At 56.5% G+C, this 17,933-nt stretch carries 21 protein-coding genes; 10 read left to right on the top strand and 11 right to left on the bottom strand.

Annotation, left to right across the window (positions count from 1 at the left end; genetic code table 11):
- Positions 1 to 79: 79 nt before the first annotated feature.
- Positions 80 to 466, top strand: a complete 387-nt coding sequence (locus AACY11_RS22435; protein WP_339433111.1) for a DUF2946 domain-containing protein — start codon at positions 80 to 82, stop codon at positions 464 to 466.
- Between the two features lie 92 nt (positions 467 to 558).
- Positions 559 to 2,691 (top strand): TonB-dependent receptor, encoded by a 2,133-nt coding sequence (locus tag AACY11_RS22430; RefSeq protein WP_339495742.1) that lies wholly within the window; start codon positions 559 to 561, stop codon positions 2,689 to 2,691.
- 88 nt (positions 2,692 to 2,779) lie between these two features.
- On the opposite strand, the gene AACY11_RS22425 is transcribed toward AACY11_RS22430, so the two are convergent.
- The 3 genes from AACY11_RS22425 to AACY11_RS22415 all read right to left on the bottom strand — a co-directional run bounded on the left by AACY11_RS22425 (position 2,780) and on the right by AACY11_RS22415 (position 4,580).
- Positions 2,780 to 3,796, bottom strand: coding sequence for an ABC transporter substrate-binding protein (locus AACY11_RS22425; protein WP_221729605.1), 1,017 nt, complete (start codon positions 3,794 to 3,796; stop codon positions 2,780 to 2,782).
- 134 nt (positions 3,797 to 3,930) lie between these two features.
- Positions 3,931 to 4,122: a hypothetical protein gene (locus AACY11_RS22420; RefSeq protein ID WP_339433176.1), complete on the bottom strand. Its 192-nt coding sequence runs from the start codon at positions 4,120 to 4,122 to the stop codon at positions 3,931 to 3,933.
- An 8-nt stretch (positions 4,123 to 4,130) separates the two neighbouring features.
- Positions 4,131 to 4,580, bottom strand: coding sequence for a hypothetical protein (locus AACY11_RS22415; protein ID WP_445261500.1), 450 nt, complete (start codon positions 4,578 to 4,580; stop codon positions 4,131 to 4,133).
- A gap of 484 nt (positions 4,581 to 5,064) precedes the next feature.
- Between AACY11_RS22415 and AACY11_RS22410 the strand changes: the two genes are divergently transcribed.
- Together AACY11_RS22410 and AACY11_RS22405 are read left to right on the top strand one after the other, a co-directional pair.
- Entirely contained in the window at positions 5,065 to 5,280 is a 216-nt protein-coding gene (locus AACY11_RS22410; protein WP_339433175.1) for a hypothetical protein, read from the top strand.
- 49 nt (positions 5,281 to 5,329) lie between these two features.
- Positions 5,330 to 5,566: a DUF2789 domain-containing protein gene (locus tag AACY11_RS22405; RefSeq protein ID WP_339433107.1), complete on the top strand. Its 237-nt coding sequence runs from the start codon at positions 5,330 to 5,332 to the stop codon at positions 5,564 to 5,566.
- A 6-nt stretch (positions 5,567 to 5,572) separates the two neighbouring features.
- On the opposite strand, the gene AACY11_RS22400 is transcribed toward AACY11_RS22405, so the two are convergent.
- The 3 genes from AACY11_RS22400 to AACY11_RS22390 form a co-directional block, all read right to left on the bottom strand.
- The gene (locus tag AACY11_RS22400) at positions 5,573 to 5,776 is read right to left on the bottom strand and encodes a hypothetical protein (RefSeq protein WP_339433106.1); all 204 of its coding nucleotides are present in this window, start codon (positions 5,774 to 5,776) and stop codon (positions 5,573 to 5,575) included.
- A gap of 113 nt (positions 5,777 to 5,889) precedes the next feature.
- The gene (locus tag AACY11_RS22395; protein ID WP_445261982.1) at positions 5,890 to 7,113 is read right to left on the bottom strand and encodes a methyl-accepting chemotaxis protein; all 1,224 of its coding nucleotides are present in this window, start codon (positions 7,111 to 7,113) and stop codon (positions 5,890 to 5,892) included.
- A gap of 598 nt (positions 7,114 to 7,711) precedes the next feature.
- The gene (locus AACY11_RS22390) at positions 7,712 to 8,116 is read right to left on the bottom strand and encodes a TraR/DksA family transcriptional regulator (RefSeq protein WP_221729599.1); all 405 of its coding nucleotides are present in this window, start codon (positions 8,114 to 8,116) and stop codon (positions 7,712 to 7,714) included.
- Between the two features lie 505 nt (positions 8,117 to 8,621).
- Here AACY11_RS22390 and AACY11_RS22385 point away from each other — a divergent pair.
- The gene (locus AACY11_RS22385; protein WP_339495741.1) at positions 8,622 to 9,227 is read left to right on the top strand and encodes a glutathione S-transferase; all 606 of its coding nucleotides are present in this window, start codon (positions 8,622 to 8,624) and stop codon (positions 9,225 to 9,227) included.
- Between the two features lie 2 nt (positions 9,228 to 9,229).
- Entirely contained in the window at positions 9,230 to 10,336 is a 1,107-nt protein-coding gene (locus AACY11_RS22380) for a DNA alkylation repair protein (protein WP_339495740.1), read from the top strand.
- A 412-nt stretch (positions 10,337 to 10,748) separates the two neighbouring features.
- Here AACY11_RS22380 and AACY11_RS22375 read toward each other — a convergent pair whose 3' ends face one another.
- Positions 10,749 to 11,681, bottom strand: a complete 933-nt coding sequence (locus tag AACY11_RS22375; RefSeq protein WP_339433102.1) for a LysR family transcriptional regulator — start codon at positions 11,679 to 11,681, stop codon at positions 10,749 to 10,751.
- Positions 11,682 to 11,871: 190 nt separating this feature from the next.
- On the opposite strand from AACY11_RS22375, the gene AACY11_RS22370 reads away from it, so the two are divergent.
- The 4 genes from AACY11_RS22370 to AACY11_RS22355 all read left to right on the top strand — a co-directional run bounded on the left by AACY11_RS22370 (position 11,872) and on the right by AACY11_RS22355 (position 15,244).
- Positions 11,872 to 12,876, top strand: a complete 1,005-nt coding sequence (locus tag AACY11_RS22370) for a TauD/TfdA family dioxygenase (RefSeq protein ID WP_339433101.1) — start codon at positions 11,872 to 11,874, stop codon at positions 12,874 to 12,876.
- Between the two features lie 3 nt (positions 12,877 to 12,879).
- Complete coding sequence (locus tag AACY11_RS22365) at positions 12,880 to 13,638, top strand: sulfite exporter TauE/SafE family protein (protein ID WP_103303395.1); 759 nt, start codon at positions 12,880 to 12,882, stop codon at positions 13,636 to 13,638.
- 16 nt (positions 13,639 to 13,654) lie between these two features.
- Positions 13,655 to 14,134 carry a YbaK/prolyl-tRNA synthetase associated domain-containing protein gene (locus AACY11_RS22360; protein WP_339433099.1) on the top strand — a complete coding sequence of 160 codons (480 nt, stop codon included), beginning with the start codon at positions 13,655 to 13,657 and terminating at the stop codon, positions 14,132 to 14,134.
- A 240-nt stretch (positions 14,135 to 14,374) separates the two neighbouring features.
- A complete protein-coding gene (locus tag AACY11_RS22355; protein WP_339433098.1) occupies positions 14,375 to 15,244 on the top strand; it encodes an AraC family transcriptional regulator in 870 nt (289 codons plus the stop codon).
- Between the two features lie 342 nt (positions 15,245 to 15,586).
- On the opposite strand, the gene AACY11_RS22350 is transcribed toward AACY11_RS22355, so the two are convergent.
- The 4 genes from AACY11_RS22350 to AACY11_RS22335 form a co-directional block, all read right to left on the bottom strand.
- A complete protein-coding gene (locus tag AACY11_RS22350) occupies positions 15,587 to 16,111 on the bottom strand; it encodes a hypothetical protein (protein ID WP_339433097.1) in 525 nt (174 codons plus the stop codon).
- 402 nt (positions 16,112 to 16,513) lie between these two features.
- Entirely contained in the window at positions 16,514 to 16,843 is a 330-nt protein-coding gene (locus AACY11_RS22345; RefSeq protein WP_339465955.1) for a hypothetical protein, read from the bottom strand.
- 38 nt (positions 16,844 to 16,881) lie between these two features.
- Entirely contained in the window at positions 16,882 to 17,187 is a 306-nt protein-coding gene (locus tag AACY11_RS22340; RefSeq protein WP_339433095.1) for a hypothetical protein, read from the bottom strand.
- Complete coding sequence (locus AACY11_RS22335; protein WP_339495739.1) at positions 17,188 to 17,823, bottom strand: hypothetical protein; 636 nt, start codon at positions 17,821 to 17,823, stop codon at positions 17,188 to 17,190.
- Between the last annotated feature and the right edge of the window lie 110 nt (positions 17,824 to 17,933).

The following is a 17,933-nucleotide window of genomic DNA, read 5'->3' as shown; positions in this document are numbered from 1 at the left end:
AAAGGGATTTGAACAAATGATCCTAGTCGCATTTTTTTCAAGTGCACGACCGATCGGCGGTACGGTAAAGTGCCGCCCCATGAAATTCTCCAATACCGATCGCTCACTGCTGGCCTGGATGCTTTATTGCTGCGTCCTGTTCAACGTGTTCGCGTGCAGCATCGGTCACGGACAAATGGTCGCAATGCAGCTCAACGGCATTGGCGGCCAGTTCTGTACGGTGGACCCGACGACGCAAGCGCCGCTGGCATCCAATCCCACCGAAGAAAAACTGCCGACCCTGTCCAAAGCTTTCGGTTGCCCGTTGTGCTCCACCGGCGGCATGGGCCCGGCGTTCAACTCCAGCCTGACCCTGGCAGTCCTCCCCGAACAACACAGCCCGCCGCTGGCCCCGATTGTCAGCGCCGACCTCCCTGCCCGCTTCACCTGGCCCTCGGCCAACCCACGCGCCCCGCCGCTCGCCTGAGTGCCCTTGCCTTTTTGATTGTTCAGCCTACTGCGCCAACGCGCGGCGTTTGCCTGTGCGCTGATTCCTAGACAAGTATTCAGGATTCTTTGATGAAACAACTCACTCTGCTGGCGAGCCTGTGCGGCTGCCTGTCCGTTAACGCCTGGGCGCAATCCACCGTGGATCTGGCGCCGATCACCATCGATGGCGAGGCCGGCACCGAACCGGGCCTGAGCCTCGACCAATCCAGCGGCATGGCTTCGCGCCTTGGCTTGAGCGTGCGCGACACGCCCGCCTCGGTGGCCATCGCCAATCGCAACGACATCGAACGCCATGGCGCGCAGAACTTCCAGGACGCCGCCAACACCCTGCCCGGCGTCAACGCCAGCGCACCGCCGGGTTTCGGCGGTTTCATTTCCTATCGCGGCTTCACCAGCAGCCAGATCACCCAGATGTTCAACGGCATCAACGTCTCAGGCGGCCTCGCCCGGCCGGTGGATGCGTGGATTTATGATCGAGTGGAGTTACTCGGCGGCCCGTCTTCATTGGTCAACGGCGCAGGTTCGGTGGGCGGCTCGCTGAACTACGTGACCAAACTGGCGACCCGCGATGAACAAGCGGTTGAAGGCAGAGTCAGTTACGGCCGCTATGACACCACCGAAACCGCGTTCGGCCTCAACCACGCCCTGACCGACCCGAGCGCCGACGTGCAGCACTACGCGCGCCTCGACGTCAGTCACAACACCAGCAACGGCTACATCGACCGCCAGGAGCGCGATGCCTGGAGCGTGGCGTTCTCGCTGCTCAGCGATCTCACACCCGACCTGTCGCACACGTTGGCCCTGGAATATCAGGATGAACACGAAGACAGTCCGTACTGGGGCACGCCCGTGCTCAATCCCAAGGCCGGCGAGTTGAAGATCGATAAACACAACCGCTTCAACAACTACAACGTCGAGAACGGTCGCTACGAGCAGCGAACGATCTGGGTTCGCTCGATCGTCGACTACCGGATCAACGACAGCACCACTCTTCGCAACACGCTGTACCACCTCGACAGCCAACGCGATTACCGCAACCTCGAAACCTACCAGTACAACGCCGATATCACGGCGGTGAATCGCTCCACGGCGTATCAGGTACGCCACCAGGGTGAGCAGAACGGCAACCAGTTCGAACTGCGCCACGACAGCACACTGTTTGGTCTTGATACGACGTGGTCGAGCGGCTTTGAATACAAGGTCAACCAGACCACCAACTCGCCGCTCAACATCAGAGGCGCGAGCACAGTGGACCCGAACCACTATCGACCGGGGCACTTCTACGACATTCCCGGCACCCACCCTCAATTGATCAGCGACAAGACCAACCAGGTGACCACCAAAGCGCTGTTCGTGGAAAACCGTTTGGCGTTGACCGACAAACTGTCGCTGCTCACCGGCCTGCGTTATGACGACATCGATCTCGACGTGACCAACCACCGAGCCGTGACCGCCGCCAATCCCAAGCATCTCAAACGCCGTTGGGAGCCGGTCACCGGCCGCGCGGGCCTGACGTATCAATTCATCCCTTCGGCCAACGTTTATGTGCAATACAGCACCGCCGCCGAGCAACCGAACGGCACTCAGGATTTCGACGTCTCGACGGGCAAGCAATGGGAGATTGGCAGCAAGTTCGACTACCTGAACGGCCGTGGTTCGGCCACGGTGGCGGCCTACACAATCGAACGAAAGGACTTCGCCGTCACCGATCCGCTGGACCCGACCAGCAGCATTGCAGTGGGCCAGCAAACGTCGAAAGGGATTGAGATTGCCAGTTCGCTGCAAATCACCGACCGGCTGTTGGCTGAAGGCAACTTTGCCTGGGTCGACGCGCAGTACGATGACTTCACTGAGAAAAACGCCGCTGGCGTGGTGGTATCGCGCAAAGGCAATACACCCACCAATGTCCCTGACCGGGTCGGCAATCTGTGGATGACCTACGATTTTTCATCGCAATGGCAAGGTGGGGTCGATGCGCGATACGTAGCCTCGGTGTTTGCCGATACCGCCAACACCATGACCGTGCCGTCATACACGCTGTTCGGCAGTTTCCTCAGCTACAAGGTTGATTCGCACACGACCGTGACCGGGCGGGTGCGCAATTTGACGAATGAGGTGTATGCCGAGTTTGCGCATGTTTCGCCAGCGTATTACCTGGGTACGCCGCGTACCTTTGAATTGGCGGTGCAGACTCGATTCTAAAAGCTTCGCGAGCCAGTCCACTCCCACCGTTGAATGCATTCCACTGTGGGAGTGGACTGGCTCGCGTTGAGGCCAGCAGGCTCAACCCTTATTTCAGATCAGCCGAGACCTTATCCGCCACATCCTTCGGCAACCAGGCCTGCCACACATCCGGATGCGCCTTCATAAACGCTTCCGCTGCCTGACGCGGCGCGGTGTGGTTCTCGCTCATTTGCGCTAATGCCTTGTTCAACGGCCCAATCGGAAAATCCACTTTGCTGAAGAACTCGGCGATCTGCGGATACTGTTTCTGAAATGGCGTAGACACGCCAATCGACAGCTTCGACGCCAGTGAGCGGGTCGGTTTCGGATTGGGATTATCGGCATCGGTCAACGTCTTCCACGCCTCGGCATCGAACGGCGGCTCTTGCAGTTGTACCAGTTTGAATTTGCCCAGCAACGGCGTCGGCGACCAGTAATAAAACAACACCGGTTTACCGCGACGAATCGAGGAACTGATCTCAGCATCCAGCGCCGCCCCCGAGCCACTGCGGAAATTGGTGTAGTCATCCTGCAAGCCGTAAGCCGTCAGCTTCTGTTTGTTGACCACCTCAGACGTCCAGCCGATCGGGCTGTTAAGGAAACGCCCCTTGCTCGGGCTTTCCGGGTCCTTGAACACGTCTTTGTATTTGGCCAGATCATTGACACTGCGCAAGTCCGGCGCCAGCGGCTTGATGCCCTTGGCCGGATCACCCTTGATCACGTACTCAGGCACCCACCAGCCTTCGGTCGCCCCCTTGACCGTATCGCCCAGGCTCACGACTTTACCTTCGGCCTCAGCCTTGACCCACACTGGACTGCGCCCCGCCCACTCTTCGCCAATCACTTGAATGTCATTGTTGGCCAGCGCGGTTTCCAAGGTGATGGTGGTACCCGGCAATGTGTCAGTCGGCAGTCCGTACCCCTTCTCGACGATGATGCGCAGAACATCCGTGATCAGGCTGCCGCTTTCCCAGTTCAGGTCGGCAAAATGGATCGGCGCGGGTGCCGCCATCACCGACTGCGCTGACGTCAGCAAACCGAATGTGGCCACGCTGGCAGCCAATAACCGTCGAAATCCGTTCATGCATTGCACCTCGTGCTGTTCACAGCAATGGCGGAATGGCCTGACAGAAGACCGCAAGCCTCTGAATACTCAGTCAACTGACTTTAGCCGAGGTTCCTGCTTTTTCAGGGCCAAGCCCCGAACGATGTCAGGTTTCAGACATTTCCCTGCAAACTTTGCAGCTCGCGTCTGACCATGCTCGCGTATTCCGCCGGGCGCAACGTGTAAATCTGCGACGCCACCCAACCCAGCCACGCACCTTGCAACTCGGCCTTGGCAGCAAACAAACGCCGGGCCTCTTCGCGTGCGCTTTCGAGGTTCTGCGCGTGGAAGTCGGCGCGGCTCAATCCACCGATCACTCGCTGGCCTTGAACGTCACCAGTTCGCCCTTGCGCCACTTCGCGGCTTTGGCAGTAACGGCTTTCAGAGTCTTGGTCAGGCCTTCCTGCAATTGCTCATTGGCGGCGAACACGGTCACCACGCTGTGACCTTCCTTGAACAGGATCGCGTGGCCATCGGCAGTGTCGACGAAGGCGTAATCGCCAAGCCCATAGACCGTCAGTTTGATTTCGCGAAAGCGGATATCCATCTTGCCGCCTTCGCGGCTGGGCAGGACCGATGCGCTGAAATGATCGCCGACCTTGAGCTTGAGCCCCGGTTTGTCATCGACCACCAACGCACTGTCGGTGTCGATTTCGGCAACGTAAATGCCTTCGGCATTTTGCTCGGTGATGTAAACAAAACGCGACTGAAACAGCTTGACCAGCTTCGCACGCAAATCACCCAACACGAACAAAGCATGCATATCGAGATTACTGACTGCCAAAGAAACATCCCCAGATCTGAAAAAACCGCACACGGAAAACGCGCACGGCGAAAAAACGGCCAGGCCGATGGAACCGCCAAATGACTCTAATAAAAGCTCGAACAGAGCAGACCGCTCATCCAACGCGAGGTTTCGTAAGACTACTGGATTGTCACTCGCGAAACTCACCCCGATGTCGCCAAAGCTTGAAGGAATAATCCTTACCGTCGGCCAGAGAACGCTGACTACAAACTTTAGGGAAAATTCTCACGAAAAAAAGCAGTTTTCCGACATATCGCTCGCGAAAAATTGCTTTAGATAAGCCCCATCGTCAACAGGTACTGGCGATTCTAGAGCAGCGATGCTCATTACGACTACCCGAAACGGCCTGTAAATATCGGCCAACTGATGAAAAGGACTTCACATGTGCACTCTGACTCACTTCGCCATGCCCGCTGACGCCCGACTCAAATCAACTCTGATCATGCATGTCGCCGCGATGAACGATCTGCCGGAACACGCACAAAACGATCATGCTCCGCGCTTTCAAGTGGTGCCGGCGGGCAACGCCTTTTTCCACATCAAGGAAAAATCCACCGGACGCGTAAGAGGTTTCCGCGAAGATCACAATGAAGCCTGCGCCCTCGCCCGCTCGCTCGAAATCCAAATCGAACTCCTGGACAACGACTGCCTCAGATAAAGGAAGTGATCGACTGCGCCATCCCGGCGCCAATCAGAAGGAGTACACGATGGACTTGCCGACCTATGATCTGAAAACCCTGTTCGATCAACTGGGACTGCCCTCAGAAGGCACAGCAATCGACGATTTCATCGAAGCCCATCCACTGGACGCCGAAACCAAGCTGATCGACGCCGATTTTTGGACGCCATCACAAGCACAACTGCTCAAGGAATGGCTGCGCAACGACGGCGAAGAAGCCGTTGTGGTCGACGAGCTCAACGTACGTTTGCACGACGGCAACTAACACTGATCAATGCAGGCTGTCGCCAGGCTCGGCCTTTAACTGCGCGAGCCACGCAGCCCTGCACTCCTCGGCCTCATCGCGGCTGGCAAACGCGGTGCCGCGTCGCTCACCGTCAAGCAACACCACCCAGCAAACGCTTTGACCCATCGCACGCAACGCGGCGGGCACGCCACTGCCGATCATCACGGCGACATCAATTCTGCAGGGCATGCAGACCTCCCGACTTCATTAGCAACCTAACCAAGTCGGCATGTTAATGATTTCACTGCGCAGGAAACAGCGACGCCCGTGCACAGATTCATTGCATCAATCGCAACAATCAATCAGCGCGGACTTTCCGGCTTATAGCCCAAACGCAAACCGCCCCAATGCCGCCCCTTGATCATGATCGGCACCGACAAGTCGTGCATCAGCTCGCCAGTGTCCCGCGTATAGGTTTGCAGCAACACCGGTTGCTGATGGCTGCCGCAGCGTATCCCGGTGCGGTCGGCAAACTTGCGTTTGGTGCGATTATTCACCGCATCAACCTGTGCATCCCCGGTCAACGGCTGACTGAACGCCTGATTGTGTGTCGGCACATAACCCTGCTGCGTGCAGGCGATGGCAAACACCAGCCCTTCATGACGCGGCAGTAATGGCTCCTGAATCGCCGGCAGCACCTGATCGGTATAACGGTCGAATCGGGTCTGATACTTGGCCGGTTGAGTATTCGCAATCGCCTGATACTGACGGTCGAAAAGATCCTCAAGACTGATCAGCCCCTGCTCGACGTCCGCCTCGAACCGCGCCGCAATCTGGCTCGCCCCTTCACGCGCCAGGTCATAAATACGCTGGTGATAATCATCCAGGCCGACTTCGGCCAGACGCTCGCTGATGGTTTCCGCCTGCCCTTCCATCTGCACTGCCGCTTCGGCGAGGTGACGGGTCTGTTGATCGCTGATCGCCAGATCGCTGCGCATCTGCTCAATGGCCTTGAACAGGCTGTCGAGTTGTTCGCGATTGGTCTCTGCGCCGCGTGCGATCTCACCGACCTGACTTTCCACTCCCGCCGCCAAGCGCGCGATATTTTCCAGATGCTGGCCGGTGTGCTCGACCTGTTCGACGCCCGTGTGCAGATCACTCGACAGTTCGCGGATCTGCTCCACCACCTGAGCGGTACGTTGCTGAATGTCCGCGACCATCTCACCGACTTCGCCCGTCGCCGACGCCGTGCGCGCCGCCAGCCCACGCACCTCATCCGCCACGACCGCGAAACCGCGACCATGCTCGCCGGCTCGCGCCGCTTCAATTGCTGCGTTCAACGCCAACAGATTGGTCTGGCTGGCAATCGACTGAATCACCAACGTCACTCGCTGAATATCATCGCTGCGCAGGCTCAAGGCCTCGATCAATTCACGGCTGGCGTTGGCGCGCTGACTGAGCTGATGCATGCGCGAAATCGAGTCGACCAATTCGGTTCGCCCCGCCGCACTGCTGTGATGCGCCTCGCTGGCCGCCGCCAGCGCTTCGCGGCTGAGCTGCGAAGTGGCGTGCTCGGTGGCGATCATCACCTCAGCATTACTGACAATCCGCGCCGCTGCATCGAGTTGCGATTCCAGTTTGCTCGCCAACGCCTTGACCGAAAACGCGACGCCGGCTGCCGACAAGGCGTTATGGCTGGTGGTGTAGGAAAGATCGCGGGTCAGTTCGGAAATGGCGCTGCCGGTGTCGGCAGGCAGTGCAGCGGGAACGGCTCGGGCGCGCAGGCGCGGCAGCCAGACAATCAGTACCGCCAGCGGCATGCCGACGTACAGCGACCCTCCACCCAAGGTCATACCGGCGAGCAACAACATCAGGGCGATGCTTTGCAAGGTCGGTGCAATCCAGCGGTTCTTCGGCAAAAGCACTGGTGCAGGCAAAGCCCCAACCAGAGATCCATCTCTCGTCATATCAACACCCCACACTTGTTCTCATTATTGTGACTGCATTAAACGCCACTACAACGCCATTATCTATGGTCCGTTAGTCGTGGGGTCTGCAGCAGGTCAATGGAACGGCAGGGAAATAAGGCGGACGATAAAAAGCGTCGGGGGCAAGCCCGCTCCCACAGGTTCAATGCAAAACCTTGTGGGAGCGGGCTTGCCCGCGATGGCAGTGCCTGGGAAATCAGGCCTGACGCTGGTGCTTGTCGATCTGCTCGTGACGTTCTTGAGCTTCGATGCAGTATTTGGTGGTCGGACTGATCAGCAGGCGTTTCAGACCGATGGCCTCGCCGCTGTCGTCGCACCAGCCAAAGCTGTCTTCCTTGATACGCTCAAGGGCTTGTTCCAGTTGAGGCAGCATGCGCTGGTCGCGATCGATTGCGTTTACCAGCCAAGTGCGCTCTTCTTCAACCGAAGCCGCGTCCGCCGGGTCGGCCGGGGTGTCCAGGCTTTCGATAGCGATACGGTTTTGCTCAATGCGCTCATGGGTTTCGACTTTCATGTTCTGCAACAGCTCACTGAAGAAAGCGTGTTGCTCTTCATTCATGTAGTCATCTGCCGGCATGGCCAGCAACTTGTCCTTTGTCATTGATATCTCTATAAAAAAACGTGCATTAAGGCGAATTAGGGAGCGTTCCGGCGAACCGTGTCCGGTCGACGAAAAGGCATCGTTTATTGCAAACGCCACCCGGCACTCAATTTACGAGGGGCGGCAGTCTAAGGCCCGAATGAGGCCTCAGCAACTGTAAATACAGGGAATTTGTCCGACAACGCCCGGAATCTGCACTCACACAGGCTTCACAACGGTCATCGGAGTGCGTTTATAGCAAGAAATTCAGTCGAGCGGCTGTATATAGAAGACAAACGGCTATCGACGACCTGCGACCAAAGGCTATCGGCAGGCCAGCGCTTTTATTCAGAGCGACCTTGAGACCGCGCAAAGCCAGCATTCGCAAGGGTTTGCCGACCGCCACCGTTGCGCCGCAATTGAATGTCGACTGAATTCACGAACAAGCCGTTTTCGACACCTGACATTTCCCTCAGGCTCAGCTAGGTTATGCCTACCTCACCGGTTCGACTTGAAGGAACGCGTCATGAAATTGATCGGTATGCTCGACTCCCCCTACGTGCGCCGCGTGGCGATCAGCGCCAAACGCCTGGGGATCGACCTCGAACACGAGTCAGTCTCGGTGTTCCGCCACTTCGAGCAATTCCAGCAGATCAACCCGGTGGTCAAGGCCCCCACCCTGATCCTCGACGACGGCGTCGTCCTCATGGACTCGACCCTCATCCTCGACTACCTCGAAACCGCCGCCGGCAAAAGCCTGCTGCCCTCCGAGCTCAAGCAACGCGCCCACGCCCTGCGCCTGATCGGCCTCAGCCTCGCCGCCTGCGAAAAAGCCGTGCAACTCTATTACGAACGCAACCTGCGCCCAGCCGACATCCAGTACCAACCATGGGTCGAACGCGTCGAAGGCCAACTCGCCGCTGCCTTCACTGCCCTGGAACACGAACTCGAAAAACACGGCCTGCCCACCGACGGCACCCTCAGCCAGGCCGGCATCAGCCTCGCCGTCGCCTGGAGTTTCACTGATCTTGTCGTGCCGGACCAGATTGATGTTGCGCGCTATCGCCATATCGCCCAATACACCGCCTACGCTGAAACGCTTGAAGCGTTCGTCAGCTCGCCGATGAACTGATCATGAGTGCAACTGAAAATGCTGCGCCGGCCCTCAAGGAAATCTTCAACGCCGAACGTTTGAAACACATTGCCACCGAAATGAGCGCCGTGTACCCGGCATTCAAAACCAAAACATTCCTTAAACATGCCAACGACGGCCTCGCCGACCTCTCAGTCATGCAACGCATGGCCCGCGTCAGCGAAAGCCTGCACGCCGTGCTGCCACTGGACTACGAAGATTCCCTCCAGGTCCTGCGCGAACTCGCCCCACGGCTGAACAGCGGATTCGTCAGCATGTGCCTGCCGCACTACGTCGCCACCTACGGCGCTCACGCATTCGATACCTCCATGCAAGCCCTGAAATACTTCACCACCTTCGGCTCCTCCGAATTCGCCATCCGCCACTTTCTGCGCAGCGACCTGGAGCGCACGCTGGAACTGATGCACGACTGGACCCAGAGCGAAAACCACCACGTCCGCCGCCTCGCCAGCGAAGGCAGCCGCCCGCGCCTGCCATGGTCGTTCAGGCTGGAAACGGTGCAGGCTGATCCGCAATTGGCCGCCGGGATACTGGACCGGTTGAAGGCGGATGAGAGCTTGTACGTGCGCAAATCCGTGGCGAATCACTTGAATGACGTGACCAAGGAACATCCAGAGTGGGTGCTGGATGTGATTGAAGGGTGGTCACTGGCAAACAAACACACGGCGTGGATTGCCAAGCATGCGTTGCGCAGCTTGATCAAGCAGGGGAATTTGCGGGCGCTGACAGTGATTGGTGCGGGTGCGAAGCCTGAGGTTGAGTTGCTGGATGTGAAGATCGAGCCGGCAGTAGTGCGGCTGGGGGAAGCGATTACGTTGTCGTTTACGGTGAAGTCCACGGTGCTGGAAGAGCAGCGGTTGGTGATTGATTATGCGATTGACTATGTGAAGGCGAATGGCGGGGTTTCGGCTAAGGTTTTTAAGTTGAAGACGTTGGTATTGGCGGGGTTTGAGAGTGTGGTTGTGGGGCGCAGACAGGTGATGAAGGATTTTACGACGCGCAAGCATTTCGCTGGGGTACATGCGGTTCGGGTGATGGTTAATGGGGAGGTGTTGGCAACTACCGCGTTCAACATCATCGCGGGATGACGCCTCAAAAGGATTCAGTGGATCTGACAAAGGTTGAACAGATTTGAAATGACGGGCAGATATCGACCATGCGCTCATGATGTGGTCCGGCAAACATCAAAAATCCAGTGTGCTCGCGATGAGGCCAGCGCTTCCATTGATGTTGGCTGACACGACGCCATCGCGAGCCGGCTCGCACCCCGCAGGGGGCCTGGGTGTTTGGACAATTGCGCGCCGTCAGGGGCTGCACTGACATGGGCGCGGCGTCTTCCTGCGTTTCACCCATTGCTGGCGTCGATAGTCACCACCGCGCCAATGAAGCCCTAATACAAAATCCTCGGCGCAGCATCTTGTCGATGCTCGTCTGCGTTAGCCCTGGGTGGGTTTCTGATCAACGGCAGAGTGAGCGGACAGGGCTGAACGACCCGTAACCTCATATCAGCGCTGCGCCGCGTTTACATTCGAGGCTTTCACCTAAGCCACGGATCATCTCCATCAATGCCTTCACCCGCAGCGGCAAATTTCCGGGCGGGTACACCGCGTGCATCTGTGGGCTCTCACCGCTGCTGGAGGTGAGCTTGTACTCGGGACAAACCCGCAGCAGGCGCCCCGCTTCCACTTCGGGCTCCGCCATCCAATCCGCCAGGCGGGCGATCCCGACGCCCGCCAGGGCTGCCTGGAATACCGCCAGACCGGAGCTGAAACGAAATTTTGGATGAACCCGAAAGCTGATGGCCTGCTCCTCACTGCGAAAATTCCACTCCTTGAGAATCCGTGGCGCCGTGTGCAGGATCAGCGAATGCGACTCCAGTGCCTCGATGGAGTCGGGCATGCCGTTGCGCTCCAGGTAGTCGGGGCTGGCATACAGATAACGTGAGTAACGCCAGAGCGCAAAGCCGATCAATTCGCTGGATTGTGGAAACGCGCCGCGAATCGAGAAGTCCAGCTTGCTCTTGCCCGGGTCGATGATCTCATCGGTGAAAATCACATCGATGTTTACGTCTGGATAACGCGCGCAGTATTGCGCGATCAACCGGGGCAATACCCCGTTTCCGAGAAGCTCGGGGGCGGAAAAACGGATCCAGCCGGAGGCCAGGCCGCTGAGACCGGCCAGGTCTTCATCCACCTCACGTTGCAGATCGAGCATTTTGTACGCGTGTGGCAATAAGCATTCACCCGCTTCGGTCAAGCTCACGGCATTGGACGAGCGATTGAACAACTTGAGCCCCACACTTTCCTCCAGTGCCTGAACGGCCCGGGTCAGAGCGCTGGGGGAACGTCCCAGGGTCCGTGCCGCGGCGACGAAGCTGCGCTTGCGAGCCACGGTCGCGAAGGCTTCAAGTTCCCCCAACATATTCAATGCCACTCTCCACCTCATTGCATTTTTCACAACGCGGCATTGCAACACAAAAAAGGCCCTTCCGTTAACCTTCCCGTTCAACTTACAAGGATGGGGCAAACAGGAGCGCAAGGAAGTGTCGAAGCTGGATAAAGAAATCGGGAAAGCTGCAGCTTGTGTTGATGAAGTCATTCATGAATGGCTGGGAAAAAAATCAGTGACTTCGATTCGACGCGAGATACCGCAAATTCATCTGTCGCTCGAAGAACAACGCACACTTCAGACCGGTCTGGCATCGCTGGACGTGACCGATAGCGCCTCGGGTATCCGTCACATGCCGGTCCTGGGGCAGTTGCTGGAAAGAGTCTTGTGCACCGAGAAAATCCAGCAGCTACGCAATTTTCCACAGGCCCGAGACGTGGCGATGATCCTCAGGGGGCTGCCGCTGGACCCGCAACTGCCCGCCACGCCCTACGATCTGGAGCCGGGTATCGAGAACGTGTCGACTCTGGCCTCGGCTATTTTGTCCGTGCTGCAAATTCTGCAAACCCGTCCGCTGGCGTACGAGGGTGAAAGCCACGACACCGTGTTCCGTCACGTTTCGCCCAAGCAAAAGCGAGAGACCGAAAAGAGCTCCTATGGCTCGCGCGCGGATCTGGGCATGCATGTCGACAACCCACACCTGCCTTTGACCTGCGAACCCGTCTCGCAGTTGTCGGCCTGTCCGGAGTACCTGTCCCTGACCGGCCTGCGCTGCGAGCTCGACGTGCCGACGCGCATCGTCGCCATTGACGAGGTGCTGGCCATTCTGCCGACCTGGGTCGAAGAAGAATTGTCACGGCAGAAATTCACCGTTCGCCGGCCGGCTTCTTTCGGCAAACAGGGGAATGTGCTGGAAAACGTCCCCTTGCTGTACAGAAGCGCAACCGATGGCCTGTATTGCCGCTACAACAAAGCGAGTGTCGAAACGACCTGCGCCAATGCGAAGTTTGCCCTCCAACTGTTCGCCGCCGCCGCCAATCATCCCGATGTCGTGCACCACATACTGCTGCAACCAGGCGACATGCTGATCTTCAAGAACCAGCAAACCCTGCATGCCCGGGATGGTTTCACCCCCCGCTACGACGGCCGTGATCGCTGGATGTTGCGAGTCTTCGGGGTCAATGATCCGGCACGCGTGGTGCCGCTGAACCCTCATCAACCCTACATCGTAAGAGCCTGATTCATGGTCGATATTGTCATCCTTTGCGTGTTCGCCTTCGCCGCCGGTCTGATCGATGCGGCGGTGGGCGGCGGCGGACTGATCCAGATTCCCGCGCTATTCAACGTGCTACCCACCGCTCAACCGGCGGCGCTGCTGGGTACCAATAAGGTCGCGGCCGCCTGCGGCACCGCATTCGCGGCCCGGTCCTTCGTGCGCAAGGTGGTAATCGACTGGGGCCTTGTGATCCCCGCCGCCTGCGCGGCTTTTGTCATGGCCTTCTTCGGAGCCGCCACGGTGTCGTTCGTACCCCAGTCGATGATCCGGCCGGCGGTGCTGGTGTTGATCGTACTGATGGCGATCTACACCTTCTGGAAAAAAGATTTCGGCGCCCTGCACAAACCCATGCGCATCGGTACCAAGGAAAAACTGCTGGCGATCGTCATCGGCGGCGCCATCGGTTTCTACGATGGTCTGTTCGGTCCCGGCACTGGCAGCTTCCTGATCTTCCTGTTTATCCGCTGCTTCGCCTTCGACTTTCTCCATGCCTCGGCATCAGCCAAGCTGGTGAACATCGCGACCAACGTAGCGGCACTGATGTTCTTCATTCCGACGGGTAACGTGCTCTACCTGATCGCAATCCCCATGGCGGCATTCAACATCCTGGGCGCACTCACCGGCACCTGGTTGGCGGTTCATAAAGGCGTGCCCTTTGTCCGGGCTCTCTTCTTGGTGTTGCTGGTGATTCTGATCAGCAAACTGTCCTACGACCTGTTCCTGTAAACCAGAGGAAAACCGCATGCACCCCATGTTCGATCGCCTCGTGGCACTGCTCGATGCCCGCTCAGCCTCCTACCGGGTGTTGATACACGATGCCGAGGGCCAGTCGGCGCGCGTCGCCGAAATCCGTGGCACCGAGCCCGGCCAAGGCGCGAAGGCCATGCTTTGCTCCCTCAAGGGGCAGGCCGGCCCCTATGCACTGGTGATCCTGCCGGGCGACCAGAAGCTGGACATGAAGAAAGTCGGAGCGGCCCTGGGCGGCAAAAAAGCCGAGTTAGTGAAGGCCGAAACGGCCATGGAACTGACCGGGTGCCGGATCGGCGCCATCCCGCCTTTTGTCTTCGATGAGCGAATTCAATTGATCGTCGATCCAGCCTTGACTAAAGGCTACGCTGAAATAGCCTTCAACGCGGGGCGGCTGGATGCGTCGATGGTGCTCGATACGCAGGATTATCTGGCGATTGCCATGCCTCGATTGCTGGATATCAGCCAGGCCTGAGCAAACGTTTTTCACATGTGCCACAAAAAAAGGGGACGGATTTATTTTCATATTGCTTAAAAAATAGACCTAAAAAAATCACTTACGCGCGCTCAATGGGAGACGTTGCGGGGGTGAAAGGGGCGCTCACTCATCCAGGGATGTTCCAACCCAAAACCCGCGTTGAGCAAACCCGGCTAGGCATGCTCCCGTCGTTATGGTCGACTCTATTGCCGACCGTACTTCCAGGAGCTTGTCCCAGTGCCCGACACGCCGATCAACGTCGCTTACACAAAGCGCTTCAACGCCGTACTCGCCTACATTGATGAGAATCTCGAAGGTGATCTGTCGGTGAAGACGTTGAGCCATGTGGCGAATTTTTCGACGTTTCACTTCCATCGCCAATTCACCGCGTTCGTCGGCGTGCCGGTTTCACGTTATGTGCAACTGATGCGGCTACGACGCGCCGCCCATCGCTTGGCCGCCGTAGCGGATCACTCGGTACTGGAGGCGGCACTCGGTGCCGGTTTCGACAGTCCCGAGGCATTTTGCAGGGCGTTCAAGCGAGCGGTCGGCATGACGCCGAGTGCGTTCAGGAAGGCTCCGAACTGGCAGGTCTGGCATGCGGTGTTCGCCATCCCTCACTTTTCCAGGACGATCATCATGCAAGTAAGAATCGTGGAATTCCCCAACGTCCGGGTCGCAGCGCTTGAACATTGCGGCTCCCCCGGGCTCGTCAATGAGAGCGTGAGCAGGTTCATCGAGTGGCGCATGCAGAGCGGGCAGTCGCCGGTGGCATCGAGTCGCAGCTTTGGCATTCCCTACGGCAACCCAGACACCACGCCAGCAGAAGCATTCCGCTTCGCCATTTGCGGCGAGATTCACGAGGCGGTGAAACCGAACGCGTTCGGCGTGCGCGAGCGGGTCATCGCTGGTGGTCGCTGCGTCGTAGTGCGGCACGTGGGGTCGCCGGACCACATCGGCGAATCGATCTATCCGATCTACCGCGATTGGCTGCCTGCCAGTGGCGAAGAACTGCGTGATCAACCACTGTTCTTCCATTACCTGAGCGTGTATCCGCAAACACCGCAAGATCAATGGCAAACGGACATATATGTTCCGTTGCAGTAAAGAGGCGAGCTGCTTTTTGATCTTGGCTGAGGGTGTCCACTCAGGAGCATAGCTTTTTGTGACGGGCGGCAATCGGCCAAAAGTAGACCGTCAGCGATTCCATTGATGAGCCTAGATCCGGCGTTGATTGGCACTAGCATGGGGACTGTCACTTGATTTCGTCCCCACAATTTCGGCGGCTACGTCAAATAGCAAAAGACTCCTAGTCACAGAAGTTTGGTCTGATCCCCTGCGCGAGCGCACATCTACAGTCTCAAGATGTAGATGCGTCGAACCGTCTAGCTTCAATGCTTGGAATGTCTTGTGAAGCCTTTCTACACCCCCTTGGCTCGGAGTTTGCTGCTAGGACTGCCAGAATGTCAGGCAAACTCCATATTCATCGAGAAGATCATCAGCAACTTCAAACTGAAACACCTTCTCTGGAAAGTATTCTGATAATGCGCGCGCCCAATATCTGACTATCTGCTCAGCAAATAAATGACAAAGACGATAATCCTCCTCCGACAAACCAACTTTCAATATAGGGCGACTCGATGTATCTTCCCACTTTGTAAAAAATTGACTTATAGGGAAAATATTTCTATATCGTTCAATATCTCTACGCGACACACTTTTTTCACACACGCCAGCTCTAGTTTCGACCAGTCCCATTAAAGAAAAATTTTGCGGATCGTATTGCTGAGCGTTAGGCAGCCAGAAAACGTGGCCGTCAGACTCAATAAAATCAGGAGAAAGCAAACCTAGAACCGCAACTGCTTGTTCTAATGACACCGAGCTTCCCACATATGAAAAAAACTCTCCGGAGCCAATATCTGAAACAAACAGATTCAATGATTCTTTAGAAATATTACCTTGATAACTTTTCATCAATTCAACCCTAACCTATCAGCGCAGACTGAGGAACATTTCCCTCGAAAGCTTTTGAGTAACTTCCCATCTTGGCAAATATTTTCCGCTCGGTGCTTGGTTCCATTCGACCACTTTAATCTTAGCGCTATACACATTCCAGCGACTCTTCTAAGCCCCTGCCCGAAATTCACATCCCTTTCTGAAGCGACTAGACAGCATAATAGACACGTTTGACGGTTAGAACAGAATTGCAGGGAGTACGATCAAGTTGCCTTCACGACTGGCCGCTTTGGGTCGATTCTGTTGAAAAATTCCGTTTGCCCAAAGCACAGACTTCAATCTCAGGCACGAACTTTTCTGCCGTGAAAACTGAAGCCGACTTTTTCAACAGAATCGGTCGATAACAGCCAGACATAGGATTCAGCCCCATAATTTTTTCCGGCCGACAAGCCTGCGTGCTCTATGACGGCGAGACTGAGACAACGTTTTGTCCTCGGCGCAATGAGCCAAGAGCGCGGTCAGCGGAATGTCTATAGGAATGCCATCCTCCAGCCATTTAAGCGCCAGTCCCGACCAATATTCGGATTGCGACATCAAAGCTGTGATCACCAGCGGCTGCAACGCTATGTCGGCAGGTAGCTTATATTTTTTGCTAAGGGCTCTTACCGCACAAGGCAAATCGAGTGCAGCTGTTTCGAAAGGTTTCTCAAGCAGCGGCAATAGCCAGACATAGCTGAATTCTTCGTTCATCTTCTCCCCCTAGGCTGCTATCGACGCCAAGGCGTTCATCAAATTGAGGTAACGAAGCGGGTTTCGAGGCCAACGCTGACTGGCGGTAGCGCATTAATCAATACGACGGCATCGTCGCCCTGGTTAAGGTAGATTAATGAGTCACCGGTCTCGAACGTAACTCTGAATCCAGCCAGCCAAGGTTCTTGCCCGTTGAAAGAGTCAAGAATTCCCTCAACTGCACAAATTTTTGTGTTCTCGAGGTGGGTTGTTGATAAACCTACAAGTAGGTTCTCCCTCTTCCAGGAGCAGGTTACGTTTGGCTCTATCTTGAAGGACACCGGGGGGAAGAGAAAAACAAACACTCACCCCTCCACATAGCCTTTTACTTTATAAAAGTTCTTGTAGATCCAACGCACTGACAGAAGAACTGATAGAGGCAGCCCGAGCCACTTGAATACCACGTTGAAATCCGGTTCAAAAAACAGATACAAAACTGCCATAAGCAAAAAAACCACAACCAACGATACCAGAAGAAACGCGGACCAAACAAATCCGATCACGCCAAAGAAAATAACCCCCCTTAGAATAATATTTTTATTTCGCACCGCTAGCCTCCTTATAAAAGTCAAACACTTTCCGCCCACTCCACCTATGTACACACCCAGTGCCGAGCCATAAGGCAAACCGATACCTGTGAGCGGTATAAATTTATTATTGTCGAACTGCCTCACCGTTACACCGAATAAAGATGTCGACTTCAGGCCATCTGACGCTACGACTTTCAACGGAACCTTTACAAACCCTGCTCCTGCAGAGAACACTAAATCAGCTCCACTATACACGGCAGGCCCGTATCCTCCCGGAATTTGATAAAACGCATCCTTGACCGGGTTATAACTAGACGGTTCATCACCCCAGAAATGATTGTATAAGCCTGACCCATCTTCAAAAGTGTTACCCACACCAAAAACCGCCATCGGACCCTGAGGGATCCCCACAAATCTACTCCAGGCTCTGCGCCTGATGATGCACCTCATCGCGCAGAGCTTTCTCCAATTTTTCCCAGTCTCCGCTGCCTCCGAACTCTATGCATCTACGCCAGTATTCC

This window comes from Pseudomonas sp. RA_105y_Pfl2_P56 (assembly GCF_963970845.1).
Classification (GTDB): Bacteria; Pseudomonadota; Gammaproteobacteria; order Pseudomonadales; family Pseudomonadaceae; genus Aquipseudomonas; species Aquipseudomonas baetica_A.
Note: the sequence above shows the minus strand (reverse complement) of the source record. Positions and strands in the feature narration are given on the sequence as shown.

Coding starts and splice junctions, on each gene's coding strand:
- AACY11_RS22425 (WP_221729605.1), bottom strand. CDS start 3,796: ATGAACGGATTTCGACGGTTATTGGCTGCCAGCGTGGCCACATTCGGT.
- AACY11_RS22350 (WP_339433097.1), bottom strand. CDS start 16,111: ATGAAAAGTTATCAAGGTAATATTTCTAAAGAATCATTGAATCTGTTT.
- AACY11_RS22365 (WP_103303395.1), top strand. CDS start 12,880: ATGGTCGATATTGTCATCCTTTGCGTGTTCGCCTTCGCCGCCGGTCTG.
- AACY11_RS22435 (WP_339433111.1), top strand. CDS start 80: ATGAAATTCTCCAATACCGATCGCTCACTGCTGGCCTGGATGCTTTAT.
- AACY11_RS22415 (WP_445261500.1), bottom strand. CDS start 4,580: ATGCATGCTTTGTTCGTGTTGGGTGATTTGCGTGCGAAGCTGGTCAAG.
- AACY11_RS22380 (WP_339495740.1), top strand. CDS start 9,230: ATGAGTGCAACTGAAAATGCTGCGCCGGCCCTCAAGGAAATCTTCAAC.
- AACY11_RS22390 (WP_221729599.1), bottom strand. CDS start 8,116: ATGACAAAGGACAAGTTGCTGGCCATGCCGGCAGATGACTACATGAAT.
- AACY11_RS22430 (WP_339495742.1), top strand. CDS start 559: ATGAAACAACTCACTCTGCTGGCGAGCCTGTGCGGCTGCCTGTCCGTT.
- AACY11_RS22405 (WP_339433107.1), top strand. CDS start 5,330: ATGGACTTGCCGACCTATGATCTGAAAACCCTGTTCGATCAACTGGGA.
- AACY11_RS22385 (WP_339495741.1), top strand. CDS start 8,622: ATGAAATTGATCGGTATGCTCGACTCCCCCTACGTGCGCCGCGTGGCG.
- AACY11_RS22395 (WP_445261982.1), bottom strand. CDS start 7,113: ATGATCGCCACCGAGCACGCCACTTCGCAGCTCAGCCGCGAAGCGCTG.
- AACY11_RS22410 (WP_339433175.1), top strand. CDS start 5,065: ATGCATGTCGCCGCGATGAACGATCTGCCGGAACACGCACAAAACGAT.
- AACY11_RS22360 (WP_339433099.1), top strand. CDS start 13,655: ATGCACCCCATGTTCGATCGCCTCGTGGCACTGCTCGATGCCCGCTCA.
- AACY11_RS22400 (WP_339433106.1), bottom strand. CDS start 5,776: ATGCCCTGCAGAATTGATGTCGCCGTGATGATCGGCAGTGGCGTGCCC.
- AACY11_RS22345 (WP_339465955.1), bottom strand. CDS start 16,843: ATGAACGAAGAATTCAGCTATGTCTGGCTATTGCCGCTGCTTGAGAAA.